The sequence below is a fragment of the Roseibaca calidilacus genome, assembly GCF_001517585.1.
GTDB classification, from domain to species: domain Bacteria; phylum Pseudomonadota; class Alphaproteobacteria; order Rhodobacterales; family Rhodobacteraceae; genus Roseinatronobacter; species Roseinatronobacter calidilacus.
Genome location: NZ_FBYC01000004.1, coordinates 525767 through 549550 on the forward strand (window position 1 = coordinate 525767; position 23784 = coordinate 549550).

General features: G+C 62.5%; 24 protein-coding genes. 9 read left to right on the forward strand and 15 right to left on the reverse strand.

Features of this window, described 5'->3' with window-relative positions:
* Window positions 1–26 precede the first annotated feature (26 nt).
* The 4 genes from ndk to AWT76_RS06120 all read right to left on the reverse strand — a co-directional run bounded on the left by ndk (window position 27) and on the right by AWT76_RS06120 (window position 3543).
* Window positions 27–449 carry a nucleoside-diphosphate kinase gene (gene ndk / locus AWT76_RS06100; RefSeq protein ID WP_072245558.1) on the reverse strand — a complete coding sequence of 141 codons (423 nt, stop codon included), beginning with the start codon at window positions 447–449 and terminating at the stop codon, window positions 27–29.
* A 546-nt stretch (window positions 450–995) separates the two neighbouring features.
* Window positions 996–1694, reverse strand: a complete 699-nt coding sequence (locus AWT76_RS06110; protein WP_072245560.1) for a DUF502 domain-containing protein — start codon at window positions 1692–1694, stop codon at window positions 996–998.
* 18 nt (window positions 1695–1712) lie between these two features.
* Window positions 1713–2639: a pseudouridine-5'-phosphate glycosidase gene (locus AWT76_RS06115; protein ID WP_072245561.1), complete on the reverse strand. Its 927-nt coding sequence runs from the start codon at window positions 2637–2639 to the stop codon at window positions 1713–1715.
* 10 nt (window positions 2640–2649) lie between these two features.
* Window positions 2650–3543 (reverse strand): PfkB family carbohydrate kinase, encoded by an 894-nt coding sequence (locus tag AWT76_RS06120; protein WP_072245562.1) that lies wholly within the window; start codon window positions 3541–3543, stop codon window positions 2650–2652.
* 63 nt (window positions 3544–3606) lie between these two features.
* On the opposite strand from AWT76_RS06120, the gene AWT76_RS06125 reads away from it, so the two are divergent.
* The gene (locus tag AWT76_RS06125) at window positions 3607–3984 is read left to right on the forward strand and encodes a hypothetical protein (RefSeq protein WP_072245563.1); all 378 of its coding nucleotides are present in this window, start codon (window positions 3607–3609) and stop codon (window positions 3982–3984) included.
* Here the strand turns inward: AWT76_RS06125 and AWT76_RS06130 are convergent.
* Window positions 3975–4187: a hypothetical protein gene (locus tag AWT76_RS06130; RefSeq protein ID WP_072245564.1), complete on the reverse strand. Its 213-nt coding sequence runs from the start codon at window positions 4185–4187 to the stop codon at window positions 3975–3977. The two genes, AWT76_RS06125 and AWT76_RS06130, sit on opposite strands and share 10 nt — an antisense overlap.
* A 262-nt stretch (window positions 4188–4449) precedes the next feature.
* On the opposite strand from AWT76_RS06130, the gene recA reads away from it, so the two are divergent.
* From recA to AWT76_RS06145, 3 genes are all read left to right on the forward strand, one after another.
* Window positions 4450–5517, forward strand: a complete 1068-nt coding sequence (gene recA / locus AWT76_RS06135) for a recombinase RecA (protein ID WP_072245565.1) — start codon at window positions 4450–4452, stop codon at window positions 5515–5517.
* Between the two features lie 103 nt (window positions 5518–5620).
* Window positions 5621–8278 carry an alanine--tRNA ligase gene (alaS, locus tag AWT76_RS06140; RefSeq protein WP_072245566.1) on the forward strand — a complete coding sequence of 886 codons (2658 nt, stop codon included), beginning with the start codon at window positions 5621–5623 and terminating at the stop codon, window positions 8276–8278.
* Complete coding sequence (locus tag AWT76_RS06145) at window positions 8275–8562, forward strand: DUF1330 domain-containing protein (RefSeq protein WP_072245567.1); 288 nt, start codon at window positions 8275–8277, stop codon at window positions 8560–8562. Before alaS ends, AWT76_RS06145 begins: the two co-directional genes overlap by 4 nt.
* 92 nt (window positions 8563–8654) lie before the next feature.
* Here the strand turns inward: AWT76_RS06145 and truA are convergent, their stop codons facing one another.
* Both truA and AWT76_RS06155 read right to left on the reverse strand, forming a co-directional pair.
* Window positions 8655–9422 (reverse strand): tRNA pseudouridine(38-40) synthase TruA, encoded by a 768-nt coding sequence (gene truA, locus AWT76_RS06150; protein ID WP_072245568.1) that lies wholly within the window; start codon window positions 9420–9422, stop codon window positions 8655–8657.
* A 35-nt stretch (window positions 9423–9457) separates the two neighbouring features.
* Complete coding sequence (locus AWT76_RS06155; protein ID WP_072245569.1) at window positions 9458–10303, reverse strand: SDR family oxidoreductase; 846 nt, start codon at window positions 10301–10303, stop codon at window positions 9458–9460.
* A gap of 256 nt (window positions 10304–10559) precedes the next feature.
* On the opposite strand from AWT76_RS06155, the gene ppk2 reads away from it, so the two are divergent.
* Entirely contained in the window at window positions 10560–11420 is an 861-nt protein-coding gene (gene ppk2, locus AWT76_RS06160; protein WP_245638838.1) for a polyphosphate kinase 2, read from the forward strand.
* A 309-nt stretch (window positions 11421–11729) separates the two neighbouring features.
* On the forward strand, window positions 11730–12485 hold the full coding sequence (locus tag AWT76_RS06165; RefSeq protein WP_176699348.1) for a capsular polysaccharide synthesis protein: 756 nt from the start codon (window positions 11730–11732) through the stop codon (window positions 12483–12485).
* 25 nt (window positions 12486–12510) lie between these two features.
* On the opposite strand, the gene phoU is transcribed toward AWT76_RS06165, so the two are convergent.
* From phoU to AWT76_RS06205, 8 genes are all read right to left on the reverse strand, one after another.
* Complete coding sequence (phoU, locus tag AWT76_RS06170; protein WP_072245571.1) at window positions 12511–13233, reverse strand: phosphate signaling complex protein PhoU; 723 nt, start codon at window positions 13231–13233, stop codon at window positions 12511–12513.
* An 11-nt stretch (window positions 13234–13244) separates the two neighbouring features.
* The gene (gene pstB, locus AWT76_RS06175) at window positions 13245–14042 is read right to left on the reverse strand and encodes a phosphate ABC transporter ATP-binding protein PstB (RefSeq protein ID WP_072245572.1); all 798 of its coding nucleotides are present in this window, start codon (window positions 14040–14042) and stop codon (window positions 13245–13247) included.
* A 14-nt stretch (window positions 14043–14056) separates the two neighbouring features.
* Complete coding sequence (pstA, locus tag AWT76_RS06180) at window positions 14057–15421, reverse strand: phosphate ABC transporter permease PstA (protein ID WP_072245573.1); 1365 nt, start codon at window positions 15419–15421, stop codon at window positions 14057–14059.
* Complete coding sequence (gene pstC / locus AWT76_RS06185; RefSeq protein ID WP_072245574.1) at window positions 15421–16881, reverse strand: phosphate ABC transporter permease subunit PstC; 1461 nt, start codon at window positions 16879–16881, stop codon at window positions 15421–15423. The genes pstA and pstC overlap by 1 nt, the downstream gene beginning before the upstream one ends.
* Window positions 16882–16965: 84 nt before the next feature.
* On the reverse strand, window positions 16966–17997 hold the full coding sequence (locus AWT76_RS06190; protein WP_072245575.1) for a substrate-binding domain-containing protein: 1032 nt from the start codon (window positions 17995–17997) through the stop codon (window positions 16966–16968).
* Window positions 17998–18182: 185 nt separating this feature from the next.
* The gene (locus AWT76_RS06195) at window positions 18183–19049 is read right to left on the reverse strand and encodes a DMT family transporter (protein ID WP_072245576.1); all 867 of its coding nucleotides are present in this window, start codon (window positions 19047–19049) and stop codon (window positions 18183–18185) included.
* A 573-nt stretch (window positions 19050–19622) separates the two neighbouring features.
* Window positions 19623–20729 (reverse strand): tyrosine-type recombinase/integrase, encoded by a 1107-nt coding sequence (locus AWT76_RS06200; RefSeq protein WP_072245577.1) that lies wholly within the window; start codon window positions 20727–20729, stop codon window positions 19623–19625.
* Window positions 20730–20945: 216 nt separating this feature from the next.
* The gene (locus AWT76_RS06205) at window positions 20946–21164 is read right to left on the reverse strand and encodes a hypothetical protein (protein WP_072245578.1); all 219 of its coding nucleotides are present in this window, start codon (window positions 21162–21164) and stop codon (window positions 20946–20948) included.
* 175 nt (window positions 21165–21339) lie between these two features.
* Here AWT76_RS06205 and AWT76_RS06210 point away from each other — a divergent pair, with 175 nt between their 5' ends.
* The 3 genes from AWT76_RS06210 (at window position 21340) to AWT76_RS06220 (ending at window position 23771) form a co-directional block, all read left to right on the forward strand.
* Complete coding sequence (locus AWT76_RS06210) at window positions 21340–21774, forward strand: helix-turn-helix domain-containing protein (RefSeq protein WP_072245579.1); 435 nt, start codon at window positions 21340–21342, stop codon at window positions 21772–21774.
* 128 nt (window positions 21775–21902) lie between these two features.
* A complete protein-coding gene (locus tag AWT76_RS06215) occupies window positions 21903–23129 on the forward strand; it encodes an IS256 family transposase (RefSeq protein WP_072245038.1) in 1227 nt (408 codons plus the stop codon).
* A 225-nt stretch (window positions 23130–23354) separates the two neighbouring features.
* The gene (locus tag AWT76_RS06220; RefSeq protein WP_176699349.1) at window positions 23355–23771 is read left to right on the forward strand and encodes a hypothetical protein; all 417 of its coding nucleotides are present in this window, start codon (window positions 23355–23357) and stop codon (window positions 23769–23771) included.
* Window positions 23772–23784: the final 13 nt, after the last annotated feature.

A 23784-nucleotide genomic window follows, 5' to 3' on the forward strand; every position in this document is an offset into this window, starting at 1 on the left:
AGGCCCGAAGGCGATTGCAAACCGGCTTAGCCGACCAGTTCGATACCGGCGAAGAAATAGGCGATCTCCTCGGCTGCGGTTTCCGGCGCGTCCGACCCGTGGACAGAGTTTTCACCGACCGACTGCGCGAATTCGGCGCGGATGGTGCCGGGGGCGGCATCTGCGGGGTTGGTTGCCCCCATCACTTCGCGGTTCTTGGCAATGGCGCCTTCGCCTTCCAGAACCTGCACCACGACCGGGCCAGAGGCCATGAAGTCGCACAATTCGTCATAAAAGGGGCGTTCGGCATGGACCTTGTAGAACTCGCCCGCTTGCGCCTTGGTCATGTGAATGCGCTTTTGTGCGACAATGCGCAGGCCAGCTTCTTCGAATTTGGCATTGATCTTGCCGGTCAGGTTGCGGGCGGTGGCGTCGGGTTTGATGATCGAGAAGGTGCGCTCTAGGGCCATGATGTCACTCCGGATATATCTGGGTGCGGAAAAGGATTTTCCGCCTGCGGGGGCCGCTTATCATGGGTATATGACGGTGAAAAGACCCGTCGGCGCGGGCTTGGTCGCTGCGGTGGAAATCCAAGGGCTGCATCACAGCTTGCGGAAACAGGGACGGGCTGTCGCGCGCTAGGTCAAAGACCTTGAAACGGCGCATATCACCATCCCGCGCATGGCTATGCGCCCGCAGCTAGGGGCTGTCGCCCCTTGCGCCTGTGAAGGTATTGCACAGTTCCATTAGCCGCGTATCGCTGGGAATGCTTTGTTGCCATTCCTGAACGCGCCGCCCGCGATCAACCGCCTGTCGCGCTCATCGGTGTGTTGGCGGGTAGATTCAACATTCGGTCCATCAAAACTTGATCCGTTTGAAACGCGCTGAATGCGACATTGCGCCATCCATCTTTGCGAGGCGCGGGCAGAGCCTGCGACAGGCGCTGTGGCGGCCTGTGCGGGCAGGGGAACCCGGAATAATCCCCAGCGCCACGATCAGAAATGCGCTGGTGGGGCCTATGCGCGCGGTGTTTGCTCTGGGCCCAGCAATCCGGGCGAGGCGACGACCGTCCCCTTGCGCGAATCCGGATAGACCAACCCTGCCGAGATGATCAGCTTCGCGGCATCTTCGATCGTCATGTCCAATTCGATCACCTCGCGGCGATGCACGAACAGCAGGAAGCCCGATGTCGGGTTCGGCGTGGTCGGCATGAAGACCGAGATCAGCTCCTCGCCATCCGACAGCCGGTCACCGATTTCGCCGCGCGTGGTGGTGGAGATGAACGCGGTGGCCCACATCCCCTTGCGGGGGTATTCGATCAGACAGGCGCGGTCGAAGGTTGGTGCGGTGCGCGCAAGAACCGTGTCCGCGATCTGCTTCACCGCGTTGTAGATAGAGCGCACGACCGGCATCGCTTCGACGATGCGCTCACTCCAGATGACCAGCGTGCGCCCGATGAAGCCCTTGGTGAAATAGCCCATCACGACGGTGAAGACCAAGAAGATCACAACCCCCAAGCCGGGCACGTCCCAGCCGGTCAACACGTCGGGGTGAAAGCGCCGCGGGATCAACGGCATCACGATTCCGTCGATCCATGTCACAACGTTCCAGACCAGCCAGACCGTCAGCACGCCGGGTGCGATGACCGCCAGACCGGCGAGGAAATTCGAGCGGATAGAGCCAAGCACTCCGCGTTTCTGTTGATCTGCCGACATGATCCGTTCCGCCTTGTGTCAGCCGCCGATATGGGGGGCGCGAGGTTGCGATACAAGCGCGCGCGCAATTTCAGCGCCCAGCTTCGCGTTATTGCGCACCAGCGCGATATTGGCGGTCAAGGACGCGCCGCCGCTCAACTCGAATATCCGCGCCAGCAGGCGCGGTGTGACCTCTTTTGCGGCGACACCTGCGCAATCCTCCAGCGCCTGTTCGATCCAGCCGTTGATAACCTTGCGCGGGATCTCGTCAGATTCGGGGATCGGGTTGGCGACCAGTTGCCCGCCGGGCAGGCCCAAAGCCCCGCGCAGCAGATGCGCATGGGCAATCTGGCCCGCGTCATCCATCCGCAGGGGCGCGGGCAGGCCGCTGTCGCGCGACCAAAAGGCGGGAAAGCCGTCTTGCCCATAGGCAATGACCGGCACGCCCAGCGTTTCCAGCACTTCCAGCGTTTTCGGCAGGTCCAGAATGGCCTTGGCCCCGGCGGCAACCACTGTGACAGCGGTTTGCGCCAATTCCTGCAAATCGGCCGAAATGTCGAAACTGGTTTCCGCGCCGCGATGCACGCCGCCAATGCCACCCGTGGCAAATACCCCGATGCCCGCGCGCGCGGCACAGATCATGGTGGCGGCAACCGTGGTCGCCCCGGTCGCGCCCATGGCCAGCGCCGCCGCCAGATCGGCGCGCGACAGTTTCAGCGCGCCCTGTGTTTGCGCCAAGCGTTCCAGCTCTGCCGGTTCCAACCCAACATGGATTACGCCGCCCAGCACCGCGATGGTCGCGGGCACGGCCCCGTTGCTGCGGATGTCATCTTCCACCTGCCGGGCCATGGCCAGATTGTCAGGGTAGGGCATGCCATGGGTGATAATGGTGGATTCCAGCGCAACAATCGCTGCCCCATCGCCACGCGCGCGGGCCACTTCGGATGAATATCGCATTTCAAGCATCTGTATTTCCTTAATGTTCCGGGCCACCGGCCACATAGCGCGCCGCCACGGTCAGGGCGTGGCGCAAGGCTGCCGCGCGGTCCATGCCGCCCGCTTCGGCGGCCATATGTGCAGCCATGAAAGTGTCGCCCGCGCCTGTTACGCGGGCGGCCTGCACTTGCGGCGGGGCCAGCGTGACCAGCCCTTCGGCGCTGGCATCTGTTGTGTCGCGCGCGCCATCTGTGACCAGCACACGCTGCGCGCCGCGCCCCAGCAGACCGCGTGCCGCCGCCACTGACCCTTCAAATGCGGTGCCGCAGAGCAGACCGGCCTCTTCAAGGTTGACGTAAAACACCGTTCCGGGCCGTTTGAGCAGCGGCAACAGCCGTTCCCCCTTGCCCGGAGAGGCCGGTGCCACCCGCAAATCCGCCCGCGCAAAGGCCGGGGCGCTGCCGATCTCGGCCAGTAGCGCCACTGTCAGGTTGCCATCTAGCGCGATCATGCCGCGCCATGGGACCGCGTCGCTGGCCAGTCGCCCGTCGCGCAGGGGCGCAAGCACCTTGGCCCCCGCCATTTCCAGCGAATGCACATCGGCAATGGCGGCAATTAGCCCGCCGGCGCCCTCCATCGCCATATAGGTGTCGGTGGGCAGGTCTGGCGCGCGATACAGATGGTCCACGCCAACGCCGCGCGCAGCCATTTCGGCCACCAGCGCGTCGCCTGCCGGGTCTTGGCCAACCGCGGCCAGCACCTCTGGCCGGGCACCGGCCCGCACCAGCGCCATGGCGATGTTCAACGCCACGCCGCCGGGAATACGCGTGATCCGCCCCGCCACGTCAGAGCCGACCCGCATGGGGGCAGGGGTGCGCCCGATGATGTCCCAAAGGGCCGCGCCGATACACAGGATTTGCAACTGGTCCGTCATGCGCAGGGTGATGAGCGAAACCCGCCCCCTTGGCAAGCCCGTGCAAGCGGCATAGGCAAAGCCATGGTTGCGACAGACCCCGAATTATGGATGTGCCACTATCTGGGCGGCGCGTGGCGCGCGCCGCTGGCCACGCGCATGGCCTGCGTTCTTGGCCCGTGTGGGGCTGTGACTGGTCAGGTCGTTCTGGCGGGCCGGGCCGACATGGACCGAGCCCATAGCATGTTGCGCCCTGCGCCCGCGATGGATGATCTGGAATATCGCCAAATACTGGCAGGCTTGGGGGATGTTGCCCTGCGCACCCCGCTGCCCAGCAGCATAGCACAGGGCGCGGTTTACCTGGCCGCGCCGCAAGATGCCGCTATCGCGATTCGGCTGGCCAGCCAGATCGCCCGCGCCGGGCTGCGACCCGGTGCATTTGCGCTTTTGTATCAGGCGTAGAAGCGGGTGCCGAAAATGTCGCGCACTGCATCCTGACGGGTGGTGCCGCGGGCGGCCAGCTCGGCATCGGTTGTGTCGGACAGGGCTTGCAGCCGCCGGTAGGTGGGCGACAACTGCGCCAGCTTTTCCAACCCGTGCACCAGACTGCCGCCCAAGGTTGCGCTTGGGGCCTTGCTGAAAATATCGGTGGTCACGCTTGCCATGTGGGTATCCTTTCCAAAGGTTACGCCTCCCATATTAATCAAATAGGTCAGAGAGGCTGCCCTTGCTACGCTTGATCTGGAATGTCCGCTCTGCACTTGGTGCAACCCTGCGCCGGGAAGGGATTGTTAACCAATCCGTGGCAAGCTGAGCTTCGATATCAATCAGAAAGTTCTCGCTTTGTGCTGGATGTTGGTTTAGAACAAGCGGGGAACAAACCGGCGATTGCCGCAACCGGCGCGCTGTGAAATAAGGGGCGAAACAATGGCTGTAGCGGACCTGCTGAACATGACCGACAAAAAGGCGGCGGAAAAACAAAAAGCGCTTGATTCGGCGCTGGCACAGATCGAGCGCCAGTTCGGCAAGGGCTCGATCATGAAGTTGGGGGGGGATAACCCCCTCAAGGATGTCGAGGCGACCTCGACCGGCTCGCTCGGGCTGGATATTGCATTGGGCATCGGCGGCCTGCCGAAAGGCCGCATCATCGAAATTTACGGCCCGGAATCCTCGGGCAAGACCACGCTGACGCTGCATGTCGTGGCCGAAGAGCAGAAGAAAGGCGGCGTCTGCGCCTTTGTTGATGCGGAACACGCGCTGGACCCGCAATATGCCCGCAAACTGGGCGTTGACCTTGACGAGTTGCTGATCTCGCAGCCAGATACCGGCGAACAGGCGCTAGAGATTGTCGATACGCTGGTGCGCTCTGGCGCGGTATCCTTGGTCGTGGTCGACTCTGTCGCGGCACTGACGCCCAAATCAGAGCTGGAAGGCGATATGGGCGACAGTTCCGTGGGGGTCCACGCCCGGCTTATGTCGCAGGCCATGCGCAAGCTGACCGGTTCCATAAGCCGCTCCAACTGCATGGTGGTCTTCATCAACCAGATTCGCATGAAAATTGGCGTGATGTTCGGCAGCCCCGAAACGACCACGGGCGGCAACGCGCTGAAATTTTATTCCTCGGTGCGTCTGGATATTCGGCGCATCGGCTCTATCAAGGACCGGGACGAGGTTGTTGGCAACCAAACCCGCGTCAAGGTCGTGAAAAACAAGGTCGCGCCGCCCTTCAAGCAGGTTGAATTCGACATCATGTATGGCGAAGGTATCTCGAAAACCGGCGAATTGCTTGATCTGGGTGTGAAGGCTGGCGTGGTCGAGAAATCGGGCGCGTGGTATTCCTACGGCGATGAGCGCATCGGGCAGGGGCGCGAAAACGCCAAGAGCTTCTTGCGCGAAAACCCGCATCGCGCGCTGGAAATCGAAGATAAAATCCGCGCCGCGCATGGTCTGGACTTTCATATGTCCGAAGGGGATGCCGACCTGACCGAAGACTGACGCCGCGCGCGTTCCGGGATTTCGGCGCGGGGTGTGGACAGCCCCCGCGCCGAGGGCTAAACCGTGCCATCAAGACAGCACGCGCAAGCGCCCGGAGTGTGACATGCCCAGCCTAAACGACATCCGCTCGACCTTTCTCAGCTATTTCGCTCGCAATGGGCACCAAGTGGTGGAAAGTTCGCCCCTTGTTCCGCGCAATGACCCGACGCTGATGTTCACCAATTCGGGCATGGTGCAGTTCAAGAACCTGTTTACCGGGCTGGAGCACCGCGACTATAACCGCGCCACGACCTCGCAAAAATGCGTGCGCGCGGGTGGCAAGCATAACGATCTGGACAATGTCGGCTATACCGCGCGTCATCACACGTTTTTCGAAATGCTGGGCAATTTCAGCTTCGGGGATTACTTCAAATCCGAAGCGATCCCCTTCGCGTGGGAATTGCTGACCAAGGATTTCGACATCCCCAAGGACCGCCTGCTCGTTACAGTCTACCACACTGACGACGAAGCGGCAGATATCTGGAAAAAGGTCGCGGGCCTGTCCGATGACCGCATCATACGCATTCCGACCGATGACAATTTCTGGCGCATGGGGCCGACCGGGCCCTGTGGCCCCTGCACAGAGATTTTCTTCGACCATGGCCCCGAGATTTGGGGTGGCCCTCCGGGATCGTCCGAAGAAGATGGCGACCGCTTTATCGAGATCTGGAACCTTGTCTTCATGCAGAATGAACAGCATGACGACGGCTCGCTGACCGAATTGCCCAACCAGTCCATCGACACCGGCATGGGGCTGGAACGGATCGGCGCCCTTCTGCAAGGCAAGCACGACAATTACGACACCGACCTGATGCGCGCGCTTATCGAAGCATCGGCCCATGCTACCAACTCTGATCCTGACGGCCCCGGCAAGACCCATCACCGCGTGATTGCCGACCATCTGCGCGCCACCTCCTTCCTGATCGCCGATGGTGTGTTGCCGTCGAATGATGGTCGCGGCTATGTTCTGCGCCGCATCATGCGCCGGGCCATGCGCCATGCGCATATGCTGGGCGCGCAAGACCCGGTCATGCACCGGCTGGTGCCCGCGCTGGTGACGCAAATGGGTGGGCATTTTGGGGAACTGCGCGAGGCGCAGGCGCTGATTACCGAAACGCTCCGGGCCGAGGAAACGCGCTTTCGGCAGACGCTGGACCGTGGCCTGAAGCTGCTTGATGCAGAGTTGACGGACCTCTCTGACGATGCCGATCTTCCCGGCGCGACGGCCTTTAAGCTGTATGACACGTTCGGCTTCCCGTTGGACCTGACCCAAGACGCGCTGCGCGAGCGGGGCCGCAAGGTCGATGTTGATGGGTTTGACGCCGCCATGGCCGAACAAAAAGCCCGCGCGCGCGCCGCATGGGCCGGGTCGGGCGAAGCGGCGGATGCGTCGATCTGGTTCGATATTGCCGACAAGGTCGGCGCGAGCGAATTCCTTGGCTATAAAACCGAAACCGCCGAGGGGCAGGTGCTGGCACTGGTCACGGAGGGGACAGAAACGGACCGCGCCGAAGGCCAGATCCAGATCATCACCAACCAGACGCCATTCTACGCCGAATCGGGCGGTCAGGTGGGCGATACCGGCTTTATCCGCACGGCGACCGGCGCGGCAAAAGTGACCGATACGCGCAAGGCGGCGGGGTTGCACATCCATATCGCAGAGGTGACGGAGGGGCATATCGCCAAGGGCCAGCCCGCCAAGCTAGAGGTGGACCATGCCCGCCGCAGCGCCATCCGCGCGAACCATTCGGCCACGCATCTGCTGCATGAAGCCCTGCGCCGCGCGCTTGGCGAACATGTCGCGCAGCGAGGCTCGCTGAATGCGCCCGACCGTCTGCGCTTCGATTTCAGCCATGGTGCCGCACTTGGCCTTGACCAGATCGCGCAAGTCGAGGCCGAGGTGAACGCCTTCATCCGCCAGAACGGCGCGGTCGATACCCGCATCATGACGCCGGACGATGCCCGCGCCTTGGGCGCTCAGGCCTTGTTCGGCGAGAAGTATGGCGACGAGGTGCGCGTGGTGTCCATGGGCACGCTCGCCGGGTCCGGCAAGGGCACCGAGGGCAACACCTATTCGCTGGAGCTGTGCGGTGGCACGCATGTCGCGCGCACTGGCGATATTGGCGCATTCGTGGTGCTGGGCGACAGCGCCAGTTCCGCTGGCGTGCGCCGGGTCGAGGCGCTGAGCGGTCAGGCCGCGCTCGACTACCTGCGCGCGCAAGATCACCGTTTGGCCGATGTGGCTCTGGCGCTGAAAACGCCCGCGGCCGATGTGCCCGCCCGTGTGCGCGCTTTGATGGACGAACGCCGCGCGCTGCAAAACGAGGTGGCGCAACTTAAGCGTCAGATCGCGATGGGCGGTGGGTCCGCCGAGGACGCCCCGCAAGAGGTGGGTGGAATTAAGCTGATCGCCCGCGTTATGGAAGGGGTTAGCGGCAAAGACTTGCCCGCGTTGATCGACGCGATGAAGGACAAGCTGGGCAGCGGCGCCGTGGTGCTGGTGGCCGATACCGGCGGCAAGCCCGCCGTGGCAGCAGGCGTGACCGGCGATCTGACCGAACGGATTTCGGCGGTTGATCTGGTGCGCGCGGCGGTCACCGAACTGGGCGGCAAAGGCGGCGGTGGCCGCCCCGACATGGCGCAGGGGGGCGGGGCCGATATTGCCGGGGCAGAGGCCGCGCTGAAAGCCGCCGCCAATCACATCGCCGGGGTCATGGCATGAGCGCGCTTTGGATTGCCCATGTTACCGTCACGGATGCCGATGCTTACGGCCAATATGCCAGCCGCGCGACCAAGGCGATTGCCGATCATGGCGGCGTGTTCTTGGCGCGCGCAGGCCGCGCTGTGCAGCTTGAAGGGCAGGGACACCCGCGCAACGTGGTTGCGCGCTTTCCATCGGTCGAAGCGGCGGTCGATTGCTATAATTCGCCCGCCTATCAAGAGGCGCTGAGCTTCGCCAAAGATGCCGCAACCCGTGAGCTTGTCGTGGTCGAAGAGATCGACTGATCCTTCATCCCTGCATAGTCTCCTCAGGGCGGGTGCCATTGGGCGAAAGCCCGGTGGCGGCGGGGCGGGCAGCCCCCAAGCACCATCAGCCGCTACGCGAATGGATCGCTTGGGTAGCTGACCCCGGTCAGGCATAGCCCATCGGGTGGGCTGACCGGGCCGCAGGCGGCGCGGTCGCGCGCTTCCAGCGCGGTTTTCACGTCATCCGGCGTCCAAGCGCCTGCGCCCACGCGTTCCAGTGTGCCCACAATGCTGCGCACTTGGTTGTGCAAGAAGGACCGCGCGCGCAGATGGAAGCGGTATTCGACCCCGCCGGGTATGTCGAAAGCCTCTATCTGCAACGCGTCCAGCGTCTTGACGGGCGACTGTGCCTGACATTGGCTGGCGCGGAAGGTGGTGAAATCATGCAGGCCGATCAGGTGCGCGGCGCCGTCGCGCATGGCCTGCACATCCAGCGGGTGGCGGATATGCCAGACAAAGCCGGTATCCAGCGCAGGCGGGGCGCGGCGTGACAGCAGGCGAAAGGTGTAGCGCCGCTCCAACGCCGAAAACCGTGCGTGAAAATCCTCATCCACAGCCGCGCAGGCCAAAATGGCGACCGGCAGGGGTTTTAGATGGTGGTTCAGCGCCTCGCCCAAGCGGAACGCGTCCCAGTCGCGGGTCATGTCGCAATGGGCGACCTGTCCGGTCGCGTGAACCCCGGTATCGGTCCGGCCCGCGGCGGCAATACTGGGCACATCCGCGTCCAGCCGGGCCAGCGCCGCCTCGACCGCGCCTTGCACCGAGGGCAGATCGCGTTGGCGCTGCCAGCCGCAGAACGGGCGGCCATCATATTCGATTTTCAGGGCATAGCGGGGCATGGCAACGGGTTAGCGCCGCGCGGCGACAGATGCAATTACCCTTCGGCGCGCAGCACCGCGCGCAATCCGCTGCGGTAGTCGGGGTAAAGCGGCTGCCAGCCCAGATCAGCCTTGATGCGGTCATTCCGCACGCGCTTGCTTTCGGAATAAAAGCTGCGCGCCATGGGCGACAGATCGGCGGTTTCGAAGGCAATTTCAGGGGGTGGTGCCATGCCCAGAAGCTCGGCAGCATAGGCGATCACGTCTTGCGGCGGGGCAGGGTTGTCATCGCATAGATTATAGACGGCAGAGCCCTTGTCCGACTGGATTGCAGCCAGCAGCGCCGCGCCGATATCGTCGCGGTGAATGCGCGAAAACACCTGTCCGGGTTTGATGATGCGTTGCGCCGTGCCCGCGCGCAACTTGGCGAAGGGGCCACGGCCGGGGCCGTAGATGCCCGCCAGCCGCAGGATATGCAGACGGGTAGGGCTGGCATTCTGCCACGCGACTTCTGCCGCGACCCGGGCGCGCCCGCGCGCGGTGCTGGGGGTAAGGGGCGTGTCCTCGTCCACCCAAGCGCCGCCATGGTCGCCATAAACGCCCGTGGTCGAGAGGTATCCGACCCAATCCAGATGCGTGGCCTGTGCGATGTCCGGCGCGTGGTCGGCCAGCACCGGGTCGCCCTCTGGCCCCGGCGCGACAGAGCATAACAGATGCGTGGCGCGTGACAGTGGCAAAGGGGTGCCGGGCCAGATCAGTGGCTCTATGCCGGCGCGGTCCAGTTGTGCCGCACGTTCTGCGCTGCGTGTGGTCCCGATGATATGCCAGCCCAAAGGCAGCAGCAGGTCCGCCAGCGCCTGTGCGCTGTAGCCATGCCCGATGGAAAGAAGCGTTTTTGTCATGCCGCGACTATCGGGCGGCAAGCGGTGCGACGCAAGCGTGGATTGAGGTATATCAAAGACAGGTTTACTGCGGCGGGATAGGATAAGGCATTCAAAATTAGACAGGATTGTGCCTATGAAAGATTCCGACGCTGTGACCGCCCCGCTTTCTGACGTGATTGCGCCAGAGCAGACCGATGTAGCTGCGGCGGCACAGCCTGCGCCAGAATTGGCAGAACCCGCACGTCTGAAACCCGCGCCTGCCAAATATGCCTGGATGCCGGATCCCGATTCGTTGACGCAAGACGAAATTCGCAAGTTCTTCGAATCCGACCGCTACCCGTATCGCTACAAGATGGCCCGCGCCCCGTACGAGGCCGAAAAAGCCCGGCTTCAGGCAGAGCTTCTGAAAGTGCAGAAATGGGCAATCGAGACCGGCGAGCGGTTCGTGTTCCTGTTCGAGGGGCGCGATGCGGCCGGGAAGGGCGGCACGATCAAACGTTTCAACGAGCATCTGAACCCGCGGTTTGCCCGCGTGGTCGCCTTGAACAAACCGTCAGAGGCAGAGTTGGGCCAGTGGTATTTCCAGCGTTATGTCGAACATCTGCCGACGAGCGGTGAAATGGTGTTTTACGACCGGTCTTGGTATAACCGCGCGGGCGTAGAGCGCGTGATGGGGTTCTGCACGCCGACGGATTACCTTGAATTCATGCGCCAAGCGCCGGAATTTGAACGGATGCTGGTGCGATCCGGCATTCGCCTTTTCAAGTTCTGGTTTTCTGTCACCCCGGAAGAGCAGCGCCGCCGCTTCGCTTCGCGAGAAACGGACCCTCTGAAACGCTGGAAATTGTCCCCCATCGACAAGGCGAGCCTTGGGAAATGGGACGAATATACGCAGGCCAAGGAAGCGATGTTCTTCTATACCGACACAGCGGACGCGCCTTGGACAGTGATAAAATCCAAAGACAAGAAACGCGCGCGTCTGGAATGCATGAAGCATGTTCTGTCTACGCTGGATTACCCCGATAAAGACCCCGAGATCGCGCGCAAGCCCGATCCGCTGATCGTGGGCCGTGCGCGCCATATGGTTCTGTCGGGCGCAGAACTCGGGCATGTCATGGGCGCGTCGGCCGGGTAGGGCCGATGCCGCCATGCTCCGGCGCGGTCAGCGCTGGGGCGGGGGGCCGTCGCCATTCTGTGTGTGGGCGGTCACGTCGCCTTTGGGGCGGTCATCCTCGGGACCCTTTTCAGCGGTTGGACGATGTTCGCGCGCTGCCAGCCGGGCCAGATTTGGTCGCGGCTTTTGACCGAGAGCGCGAGGAGGGGGCGCAGCTTGTGCCCCTGGTATTGCGTTGCTATTCTTCGGCGTGCGCCCTGATCGCGGCCATGGGCGCTACGTCTTGCCCGTGATTGTTTGTGTTCGGTCGCGTGTGAAGGGGGCATGAATATGCAGCATGTTTGGGTTTATTGGCAGAATAAACCCACGTCGCGTGCGACACCTGACTATATTGAATTGTGTCATCAGACCATGAGGCGGCACGCGGACGGGGTGCAGCTTCATGTTTTGAACGAGGACACGATACACGATTATCTTGACGATCTGGAAGATGATCTGGACGAGATCACGGTCCGCCATCTGGGGCGCGAATTCGTCTCTGTGTCGCATAAGGTAGATGTGCTGCGGGCCCGGCTTTTGCAGAAATATGGCGGTGTATACCTCGATTCCGACACGATCGTTTTGCGTCCGCTATCGGACCTGTTGGATCGGACGCGCGGACATGATTTCACCTGCACGCGTATCCGATCTACCGGAGAGAACACCATTCCCAACGGTTTTCTGGCGTCGGCTGCGGATGGCAAGGTCATAAACGCCTATTGCGCGCGGCTGGAGGCACGCCTGGAACAGGGCGGGGTTCTGAGTTGGTGCGCCCTCGGTTCGGATATTCTGACACCTATCGTCGACACAAGACCTGAATTTGTGTCAGAAATCGCAGAGGCCGATATCATGCCCGTGTCATGGATGGAAAAAGACCGGTTTGCCGAAGACATCGCGCTGGAAGATATTGTCACTTCGAAAACTTATACAACTGCCCTGTATCACGGGGCATTCGGACGGCGCATACATGAAGTGCCGCGTCAAACCCTGCTGGATGACCAAACACTGATCGGTCGCTTGTTCCGGGCCGCGCTGAGAGAGGGGTAAGTCACCCACGGCTGGCGTGACGCGGTCAGTTCTGACCGTTCATGCGCCCATCGGGGCTTGTATAAGGGTCTTCTCGGGGGCGCTCCTGGTCCGGAATTTCGCCCGTTACATGATACACCACCTGTTCGGCGATCCCGGTGGCGCGGTCCCCGATGCGTTCAAGGTTCTTGGCGACGAAATGCAGATGCATCCCGGCTGTGATGTTGCGCGGGTCTTCCATCATGTAGGTCAGAAGCCCCCGGAACAGCGAATTATAGCGCTGGTCGGTGTCGAGATCGGCCTCTATCACCGCGCGGGCCTTGTCAGTGTCGCGGTCCAGAAAAGCCGCCAGCGCATCCGCCAACATTTGGGTCACGGCATCCGACATGCGTAACAACGCGCGGTCGGTGCCGATAAGCTGTCCATGCGGACCAAGCGCAAGGCTGCGCTTGGCGATGTTTTTGGCATAATCGCCGCAGCGTTCCAGATGTGCGCAGATTTCCAGCACCGCAAGGACAAAGCGCAGATCAACCGCACTGGGCGCGCGCAGTGCCAGCAGCTTGATCGTGGCCATGCGGGTTTGGGTTTCCAGCTGGTCCAGCGCCTTGTCCCCGGCCTGCACCCGCGCGGCGATCTGCGTGTCGCGCAAGATGCAGGCTTGAACCGCGTCATGCAGCGCATCGCGCGCCATGGACCCAAGCTGGGCAACCGACGCTTCGATAGACGCCAAGTCCCTGTCGAAGCCGGACACGATGTGTTTGTCGGACATGGCCTTGTGACCTAGCCGATACGACCGGTTACATAGCGTTCGGTGCGCTCATCTTTGGGGTTGGTGAAGATTTGCTCGGTTTCGCCATATTCCACCAAATCGCCCAAGTGGAAGAATGCGGTTTTCTGGCTGACCCGCGCGGCCTGCTGCATGGAGTGCGTGACGATCACCACCGAATAGCTCTGGCGCAGCTCGTCGATCAGCTCCTCGACCTGGGCGGTGGCGATGGGGTCGAGCGCGGAGCACGGCTCGTCCATCAGCAGCACCTCGGGTTCGGTGGCGACGGCGCGGGCGATGCACAGGCGCTGCTGCTGGCCGCCGGACAGGCCGGTCCCGGGCGATTGCAGCCGGTCCTTGACCTCGTCCCAGATCGCGCCGCGGCGCAGGGCCTTCTCGACGATCTCGTCGAGATCGGCCTTGTTCTTGGCCATGCCGTGGATCTTGGGGCCGTAGGCGACGTTGTCGTAGATCGACTTGGGGAAGGGGTTCGGCTTTTGGAACACCATGCCGACCTTGGCGCGCAGCTGCACGGGGTCGATCCGCTTGTCGTAGATGTCCTCGCCGTCGATCAGGATATCACCCTCGACACGGCAGATATCAATCGTGTCATTCATCCGGTTGATGCAGCGCAGGAAGGTCGACTTGCCGCAGCCCGACGGGCCGATGAAGGCGGTGACCGTCTTGTCCTCGATGTCGACATCCACGTCCTTGATGGCATGGGTCGCGCCGTAATAAACTTGCACCTTGCGGGCAGAGATCTTGATGTCGGTCACGTCGGCCTCTCGTCTCGTATGGGGGGCATCGTACATGTCGGGGTCCTTTCTTACCACCGGCGCTCGAAGCGGCGGCGCAGGAGAATGGCGGCAATGTTCATGCAGACCAGGAAGATCAGCAGAACGATGATGGCACCGGAGGACCGTTCGATGAAGGCCGGGTCCGACCGCGACGCCCAGGAATAGACCTGCACCGGCAGGGCCGTCGCCGGGTCGAGGAAACCACCCTCGACCGGGCTGGCCGGGTAGTTGGTCACGAAGGCGACCATGCCGATCAGCAGCAGCGGCCCGGTTTCGCCAAGCGCCGAGGCGAGGCCGAGGATCGTCCCGGTCAGGATGCCCGGCGCGGCCAGCGGCAGGACGTGGTGGAACACGGTCTGCATCTTGGATGCCCCCACCCCGAGTGCCGCGTCCCGGATCGACGGCGGCACGGCGCGGATGGCGGAGCGGGTCGCGATGATGATCGTCGGCAGGGTCATCAGCGTCAGCACCAGCGCCCCCACCAGCGGCGCCGAAGACGGCAGCCCGCCGAAGTTGATGAAGACCGCAAGGCCGAGGATCCCGTAGACGATGGAGGGCACCGCCGCCAGGTTCGAGATGTTCACCTCGACCAGATCGGTGAACCAGTTCTTGGGCGCAAATTCCTCGAGGTAGATCGACGCCGCGACCCCCAGGGGCAGCGTGAAGACCAGCACCAGGAACATCATGTAGAGGCTGCCCAGCAGGGCCACGCCCAGGCCCGAGGATTCGGGGCGCAGGTCGGAGGCATCGGGCGCCGTGATGAAGCTCCAGTTGAAGCTGCTGCTCAGGATGCCGGCCTCGATCATCTGGTCGGCCAGGTCAAGCTGCGTCACCGAGACGTTCGAATCGCGCGCGGCGATCTCGCGGTCGACCCGGCCCTTCAGGTAGCCGTCGATGCGACCGGCCGCGAAGGCCTCGAAGGTGATGGTCTGACCGACCAGCGAGGGGTCCTCGAGAACCATGCTCCGCAGGCGCCCGGGAGCGTCCTTGGAGATCATGTCGCCGATCTCCTTGTCGGAGATGCCTTCGACCGCGATGTTCCGCTCGTCCATATACTCCACCAGCGACGTGGCCAGGACGCGACCGTAGCCGATGGTCGTGACCCGCGCCATCTCGGCGGGATCGCGGTTCCCCGTCTTGTCCACGACGCTTTCATCGATCGTGACCGGGAAGGTCAGCTTGGCCTGCACGAAGGCCGAGGAGCCGTCGCGGATGATCGTGAACAGCATGATCGCCAGGATGCTCAGCGCGATGGCGATCGCGATCATGCCGTAGATGCGGAACCGCTTTTCGGCGGCGTTGCGGCGACGGGTGCGATCGCTTTCCGTCAGCAGCGAGGTGGTCGTGCGCATCGGCTCGGCGCCGGAGGCCGGGGATTGCGAAATGTCGGTCATTAGTCGTACTGCTCCCGATACTTGCGGACGAACCACAGAGCGAAGATGTTGAGCCCGAGCGTCAGCACGAAGAGCGTGATGCCGAGGGCGAAGGCCACGAGCGTCTCGGGCGAGTCGAAGGCGAGGTCGCCCGTCAGCTGGCTGACGATCTTCACGGTGATGGTCGTCATCGCCTCGAACGGGTTGAGCCCCAGCTTGGCCGCGGCCCCGGCCCCCATGACCACGATCATCGTCTCGCCGATGGCGCGGCTTGCGGCCAGCAGCACGGCGCCCACGATCCCCGGCAGGGCCGCGGGCAGCACGACCTGGCGGATCGTCTCGGACTTCGTCGCGCCGAGGCCGTAGGAGCCTTCGCGCATCGAATTTGGCACCGCGTTGATGATGTCATCCGCCAGCGACGAGATGAACGGCGTGTTCAGGATGCCGATCACGAGACCGGCGGTCATCACGGAGGAGCCGGAATTGCCCAGCCCGGTCGGCACGGCGATGAAGTCGCGCAGGAACGGGCCGACCGTCACCAGCGCGAAGAGGCCGAAGACCACGGTCGGAATGCCCGCGATCACCTCGATCAGCGGCTTGACCACGTTGCGCACCTTCTTGGGCGCATATTCGGCGGTGTAGATCGCGGTGAACAGACCCAGCGGCACGGAGACCAGCATCGAGACGAAGCTGATGTAGAGCGTGCCCCAGAGCAGCGGCAGCAGGCCGAGGTCGGAGCCGCCGCGGAACTGCGGGTTCCAGACCGTGCCGAAATAGAAATCCGTGATCGGATACACGCTGAAGAAGCGGATCGATTCCGACAGCAGCGACAGCACGATGCCCACCGTGGTGAGGATCGCGATCGTCGCGGCGCCGATGAACAGCCACAGCATGAAGGTCTCGGTGACGTTGCGCGCCCGGAAGTCGCGGTTCGTCCGCTGCACCGCAAGCGCGAGACCGGCCAGGGCGGTCAGGATGACGACGACGCTCATGGCGACCGCGCTGCGCTGCTGCGCGATGCGATAGGCCTTGGCCGCCTCGAAGACTTCGGGCTTGGTCTCGCTGCCGAGCGCGACGCCCACCTCGGCCAGACGCCCGCGGATGTCGCTGAGGTCGGCGCGCATCGTCACCAGTTCATCGTTCGATATGTCGAAACGGTCCTGCATCGCGTCTAGACCGTCAGCGATCCGGCGCACGTCGCTCATCGTCAGCTTCGCCGCATTCGCATCGGCGGCGACTTCCGGACCCAGCTGGCTGATGATGCGCGCCTCGGTCATGGGGCCCTGGATAAGCAGCCAGATCACCATCAGCAGAAATGCCGGGACAGCCGTGAAAAGCAGCGCCGCCTGACCGTAATAGGATGGAAGGGAATGCAGAAGTCGGGAGTTCCCGCCGGCGCTTTGCATTGCCCGCGCTCGGGCCATGAAGAAACCGATTACGGAAAGAACCAGTATGATCAAGGAAAGAAGGCCGACGCTCATGGGAAATCCGCTTTCAGGTGGTGCCCTTGGGCAAGTCAGTGGGAGGGAGAGCGCGCTGTCGCGCTCTCCCCCGGAAGCGTCGGCTTACTCGAGGGGACCCATCGGCGTGCGGGCAGCAACCATCGCCTGGGTCGCGGCCAGTTCCGGGTCGGACACGAGGCCATAGGCCGCGAGCGGGCCGTCCGGGCCTGCCATGTCGTCGGAGACGAAGAAGTCGATGTATTCCTGCAGGCCGGGGATCACGTCCAGGTGCGCGGTCTTCACGTAGAAGAACAGCGGACGCGACACAGGGTATTCAGCCATGGCGATCGATTCGGTGGTCGGGACGACGCCGTTCATTGTGGCGACGCGCAGCTTGTCGGTGTTGTTCTGATAGAACGACAGACCGAAGATGCCGATGCCGTTCTTGTTGGCATCAACGCGGGCCAGTGTTTCGGTATAGTCGCCGTCGATGTCGATCGAGCGACCGTCGGTGCGCAGCGCCATGCAGGACTTTTCAGCATCTTCGGCGCCGGCAGCTTCATGTGCTGCCATCGTGCCGTTCTCTTCGCAGCCCGCGATCAGCACCTTCTCGTCGAAGACTTCACGGGTGCCGTGCTTGGTCCCGGGCACGAAAGCCAGGATTTCCTGCGCGGGCAGAGCCGGGTTCACATCAGCCCAGTTCACGGCGGTGTTGTCGACCAGAGCACCGTCCTTGACGACCTTGGCAGCCAGTGCGGCATGCACGTCAGCCGGGGTCAGCTCGAAGGCCGGGCCATTGACGTCCGAGGCAAACACGATGCCGTCATAGCCAAAGCGGACTTCCATGATCTCGGTCACGCCCGCGGCGGCGCAGTTGTCGATGTCCGACTGCTTGATACGCGAGGACGAGTTGGCGATGTCGATGGTGTTGGTGCCAACGCCTTCGCACATCTTCTTGCGGCCTGCGCCCGAACCGCCACCTTCGACGACGGGGGTCGGGAAGTCGAAGTTTTCACCGAAGGCTTCGGCGACGATGGTGGCATAGGGCAGCACGGTCGAGGAACCGGCGATCTGCACGTTGTCACGTGCAACAGCGGCACCGGCCGAAAGGGCCAGAATAGCGATTGCGGAGGTGGTGAAAGTCAGCTTGGACATGATTGCTCCTTAGCGTTTGCTTTGGATCGGACACCCGATCTGAGTTAGCGGATAGTCCGATTCTGCAACGCTTATACGACGAATACATGACAGTTATGTAACGGGCGGGGCGACCGGGGGCGTTCCTGGGTTAGGGGGCAGACGGCTTTTGACCGAAACCTTAACCGTGGGTCATTGTTTTTGCGCTATGCAGATTGGCGTCGTCGTGCCTCTGCTCCGCGCAGCGCCAAAGCGACGCCCCCCAGAATGCCCGCCGCGCATATTGCCATTCTTATCGTCAAGGGCTCTGCGATGAATAGCGCACCGCCAATTGCCGCGATTGCGGGAACCGAAAGCTGCACATAAGCGGCAGTGCTGCGCGTCAGGGCGGGCAGCACTGCATACCATATTGCATAGCCAATCCCGGATGCCAGCGCCCCCGAGGCAATCGCATAGGCCCAGCCAAGGGGCGAGATCGCGTTCGCCCAAACGGCTGGCGCGGCCAGCACCACGCCGAGCGGGGCGCAGCGCATGAAATTGCCCGCCGTGTCGCGCAAGGGCTGCGACGATCCGCGCCCGATCAGGGTATACGCCGCCCATGCCAGCCCGGCCAGCACCATCAGCGCCACAGACGCGGGGGCAGGCGCGTCGGTCGCGGGCCGCAACAGCAGCGCAAGCGCAAGCAGTGCCAGCGCGAAGCCTGCCATTTCAAGCCTGCCGGGGCGCTCGCCCTTCACGCGCGCCCAGAGCAGAATCCCGATCTGGACCGATGTAAACAGCACCAGCGCGCCCAAGCCTGCGTCAAGCTGCACATACGCCAGCGAAAAGCCGATTGCGTAAGCAGCCAAGGCGGCTGCGCCGCTCCAAGTGCCACCCAACCCTGCACCCGGCCGCGCGGCGCCGCGCAAGGCAAGGATTGCCCATAAGGCAATTGCCCCGGCTGCCAGCCGCAGGCCGCTATAGGCCAGCGCGTCAATCGTGCCATCGGCCAAGGCAAGTCGGTTCAGCACCGAATTGGCCGCGAATGCCACCATCGCCAGAGCGGTCATAAGAAACATGTGCCAGCGCGTCATGTCGGCCCTTTCCGAGTGCGGCCCGCGATCTGGTCGCGCAGTTGGGTCTGATGCCGCAGTATCAATCATTAAAAATGCAGGTGATCTACCCTTCTTTGAACGGGAAAGAGGGCGCACAAAACCCAAAGAGCGTGGGCAACGGCCCTATGTCTATCCGTTTTCGCGATGCAGAAACGGGAAAGCCTGTGCGATTGACACGAAAGCGGCGGTCCGTTTTGACCATAGCACTCTGTCAATGCGATATCTAACCCAGTTCTTTCCTGCAATGTTTCTCAATTAAACAGTGTTTGGCCGGGCGGAGAGCCTTCCGCCCTCGCGCGCGCCGCAACGTAGGTGTAGGCGACCCCGCGAAACCAGGAACCGGTAAAGCGGGCGACGACATCACGCTTGTCGAAGATTGACCATCGTTCGCGCTTGGCCAAAGCGACGCATGGCCAAGACAATGCCGTTCTTTTCTTACGAGCTGTCACTCTTGCGGGGCGCGTGGCGGATGTCTAGCAAGACCGTCGCTGCCTTGATTTTTTTGGTGACCCCGGCAGGATTCGAACCTGCAACCTGCCCCTTAGGAGGGATTCATTCATTTTCCTGATCCTTCTTTGTTTTTCTGTGCTTACGCTTCTTAACCGGGGTCGTCTGTACATGGCTTGTACGAAACCGCGCCCTGACTGCAGCCTCGTCCGTCTCTGCATGGGCGTAAATTCGCATCGGTAATGTGGCGTCTGACCACCGCCCCGCCTTGGCCGCCGTGACGGGATCGACCCCCTGCCGCACCACCAGTTCGGTGTAGAACCCGTGCCGCCCGGCGCGGTGGGCGGACAGGTAAGGGATGCCCGCGCGCTTGCAGATCGTTTTCCAGCGATTGTTGTAGCCGGTCGAGCTTCCGTATCCGAAAACGCGCGGCGACAGCACTTGCCCAGTCTTGAGGTTCTTTGGCCGCTTGGCCTTCAACGCGACCAGCTCGGCCATCATCTGCGGCGAGACGGTGATCCACCCTTCGGGGTGACCCTTCTGTGCCTTGATCTTCACTTGGCATGAAGCCGGTCTCAGATCGCTCGGCTCGATCGATATCGCTTGGTCGATCCGGGCTGCTGTCTCAAACATGAAACGGGCCAAGGCCGCGTTGTAAGGATCAGCCTCAGCGCAAAACGCCTCGATCCAGTCGCGTGTCGCCGGGGTGCGTTCGACCCGGCTCGTTTTGCCACGGCGCTCGTCCTGCGCGATCCGCTCGAACTTGTCGTAGCGCTTGACCGTCAGATGCGGCGTCCCCTTGTGCTCATGCGCATGGTTGATGACCGCCCGCGCCGGGGTCACGATCTCACGCCACCAGGTATCGGTGCAGGCATTGGGCTTCAGCTTGCGACCAAGGCTTTTCAGCAGTGCGCCTGTGATTGCTCCCAGCGGCATATCCCCGATCTGGTCGAGGATCGGCAGAAGTTGCCGCGCGTCCTTGGCGGTTGCCGGGTAGAAATTGACCGCATCGGCGAACCGCAGGCTATGCTCTTCTCCGACAAGGTGCCTGCGGATCTGCAGCTGCGTCTCGTCGTTTATCCAGTCCCGCGCGCCAGCTTCAGTAGTCGCTCGCGTGCTTTGGCGGTATGGACCGGCGATCGGTCGGCCATTGTATTCGACCCAGCCCTTGACCCAGAAGACGGAGCCACGCTTGTAGATTTCGAGCGGCATGCCTGTCCTTCCTCGAAGATGGTGTCAATTTGGGCGGGCGTGATCAGCATGGTCCGCCCCAGCCGGAAGAACGCGCCAGTGTCGTTGGCCTTCTCGCGCAGGGTCCGCTCGGAAATCTCGATCCCGTGCGTGGCCATGATCTCGACCCACTGAGCAGGCGTCTTGCCGATGGTGAGGATCTGGGACTGCTCTGCGTGTTCGGTGTTCATCATCGCCTCACCCCTTCCGGCCGCCACGGGCGGCCTTGCGTTCTGCTGTGACGGTGAACTGCGAGACATACTTCTCCCATGCCCCGCTCGGGATCTTCGGATTGCGTTTGCCGGGGGCGGTGAAGATGTGATCCAGCATATCTTCACGGATCAAGTAGCGGATGTTGGTCACCGGGATGCCAACGCGGTCCGCCAGTTCCTTGGGTGTCTCTAGAAGTTTGGTCATGCGTCACCTCGTCTGCGATCTGCTCACAAATCGATGCGAAGAATTCCGTTTTGCATTCAGAACGAAACAAAAGTACGCTGGATTCGGACAAAACGAGCGCATCGCCACGATTTATGGTTCTTGTAGGCACATATAACCAAGATTGTGGTCAATGCAACCAGTAAGAGGGTTGATAATGACCGTCACAGGCTTAGGGAGTCGTCTTGCGGCGGTGCGCAGCATGGCGAACCTCTCCCAGGAGGCGATGGCACAGCGGCTAGACATCAGCCGCAGCGCTTATCAGTACTATGAACGCGGTGAGCGAGACATCACCGGCACGCTGCTGTTGCGGGTCTTTCAGGAGTTCGACGTCGATCCGCTATGGATTCTGGAGGGTGACACCGAGCACGGGAAAAGTCGGCGACACGACGAGATCACCCAAGCCTACCGCAAGATCGGACTGGCGGTTGAACACCGCATTTCGGAGCGCGGCCTGAGCGTAACGCCTGAAAAGAAGTGGGATGCCATCGACTTCCTCTTCTCCGAATTTCTCAACACCGATGCCTTGGGCGGCGCAGACCATGCGCCAGACACAAGGCGTATCGACAGCGTTCTGGGGCTGGTTGCCTAGTGTCTGACAGTACTTTTTCATTTCCTGCGGTCGTGTCTCGGAGTTGGTGGAAATTCGAGGGCGGCGTAATCTCCGGGTGAACTGACACCCACCCAACCGGCGGCTGCAACCGCCAGGGAGATCACGCCATGAACCAGATTACCGACACTGCGAGCTTTGCGCTACTGGCCCATGAGGCCGGGTTTGACCCGATCGAGGATCGGTTGCGGGCGAACGTCCGTGCGACCATCGAAGCCGTGTTCGAGGAGGAGCTTGCCAGCTTCCTCGGCCGTCTTCGCTATGACCGGGGCGATGGAGTCACGAAAGGGTATCGCCACGGGCACCGAGAACGGCAACTCACCGGCACCTTCGGGACTGAGACGGTCATCGTGCCTCGCGCCCGCGTTGCAGATGAGACAGGCAAGGTAACGGAGTGGCGGTCGAAAGCGCTGCCCCGATACCAGCGGCTGACGAAGAAGGCCGAGGCCCTCATCGCAGCGGTCTATCTCGCAGGTACGAACACCCGGCGCGTCAAGCGAGCGCTGTTCGGGCTGTTCGAGGGTGCCGTCAGCAAGGACGTGGTCAGCCGTGCCTGGCGCAAGGTGAAGGTCGACTGGGACGCCTGGTCCGCGCGTAACTTGGCCGACGAGGATATCGTCCGGCTGATCCTCGATGGCACCGTGATCAAGACCCGGCTGGACCGGAAAGCCACGAACATCTCGGTGCTGGCCGCAATCGGGGTGCGCCGCGATGGTCAGAAGGTGCTGCTTTCCATCAGGAATATGGGCGGGGAGAGCAAGGCCGCATGGCGGCAGTTCCTCGATGACCTCGATGCACGGGGCTTGAAGCGGCCCGAATTCGTGATCGTCGACGGCGCCCCGGGACTGGAGGCCGCCCTCGTGGCGCTGTGGGGCGAGGACCTGCCGATCCAGCGCTGCACGGTTCACAAGCATCGCAACCTCCTGGCCCATGCCCCGAAGCACCTCCACGACGAGTTGACCGAGGACTACCGCGACATGATCTATGCCGACACCGCGGCCGAGATTGAGACGCGCCGAAAGGCCTTCCTGCGCAAATGGCGGCTAAAGTGCCGTGCGGTCGCTGACAGTCTGGAGGAAGCCGGAGATCGGCTCTTCACCTTCACCCGCCTCGACCCGTCACAATGGAAATCGGCCCGGACCACCAACGCCATCGAGCGCCTGAACGGGGAATTCCGCCGCCGCATCAAGACCCAGACCGTGCTGCCCTGCGCAGAGACCGTGCCCATGCTGCTCTGGGCGCTGCTCGCCTCCGGCCAGATCCAGATGCGCAAGGTCGATGGCTGGGAAACCTTGTCTCAGCCCCTCGAACCCATGCCTCTTGACCTCGCCGCCTGAGAAACCGAAAGATCACATGCCCGGAGATGGCCGCCAGGAAATTTCCACAGCATTCGCGACACGACCTTTCCTGCAGATGTCCACGTTCTGAAACCCCGTAAGGTGTCAGTTTCCCATAGAGTAGACGATTTCCTCGAGCGGGAGGGACTGGTCCCAACTGGCGAGGCGCAGTCAGAGGCGGGGGAGCCTGCGCGGCAGAGCGAGGTCCGGCCCAACGCCAAGAACATGAATGCGATCTGTTGCGCATCATGTGGGAAGATCGAGTACCTCTCCCGCGAATACTGCCGATGCGGCCACTTTCTGCGCGGCCAGCTGGAAGACGAGTACTTGGCATGGGAGCGCGATCTTCATGCCAACCATGCAGCGCTGGCAGAAACTTTCGAGCGCAAGATGAAGCCTCTGCGCGGACTACTTCTTGCGGCGCTCCCCTTCCTGTCTGTCCCAGTGCTGCAGTACCTGTTCTGGCCGGCCAGTCTCGGTGTCAGTTCAATGGCTTGGTTCGCTCCTGCAGTGATGATTGCCGGGGCTGCGGCGGTCCTGGACGCGATACTAAGGCGCCCGCTCACGTCCAGCGCATCGATCCTCGAGAGTTGCACCTTTGAGACCTTTCTGGAAGACCGAGCAGCAAATCACCTCCATTGACCACATGACGATT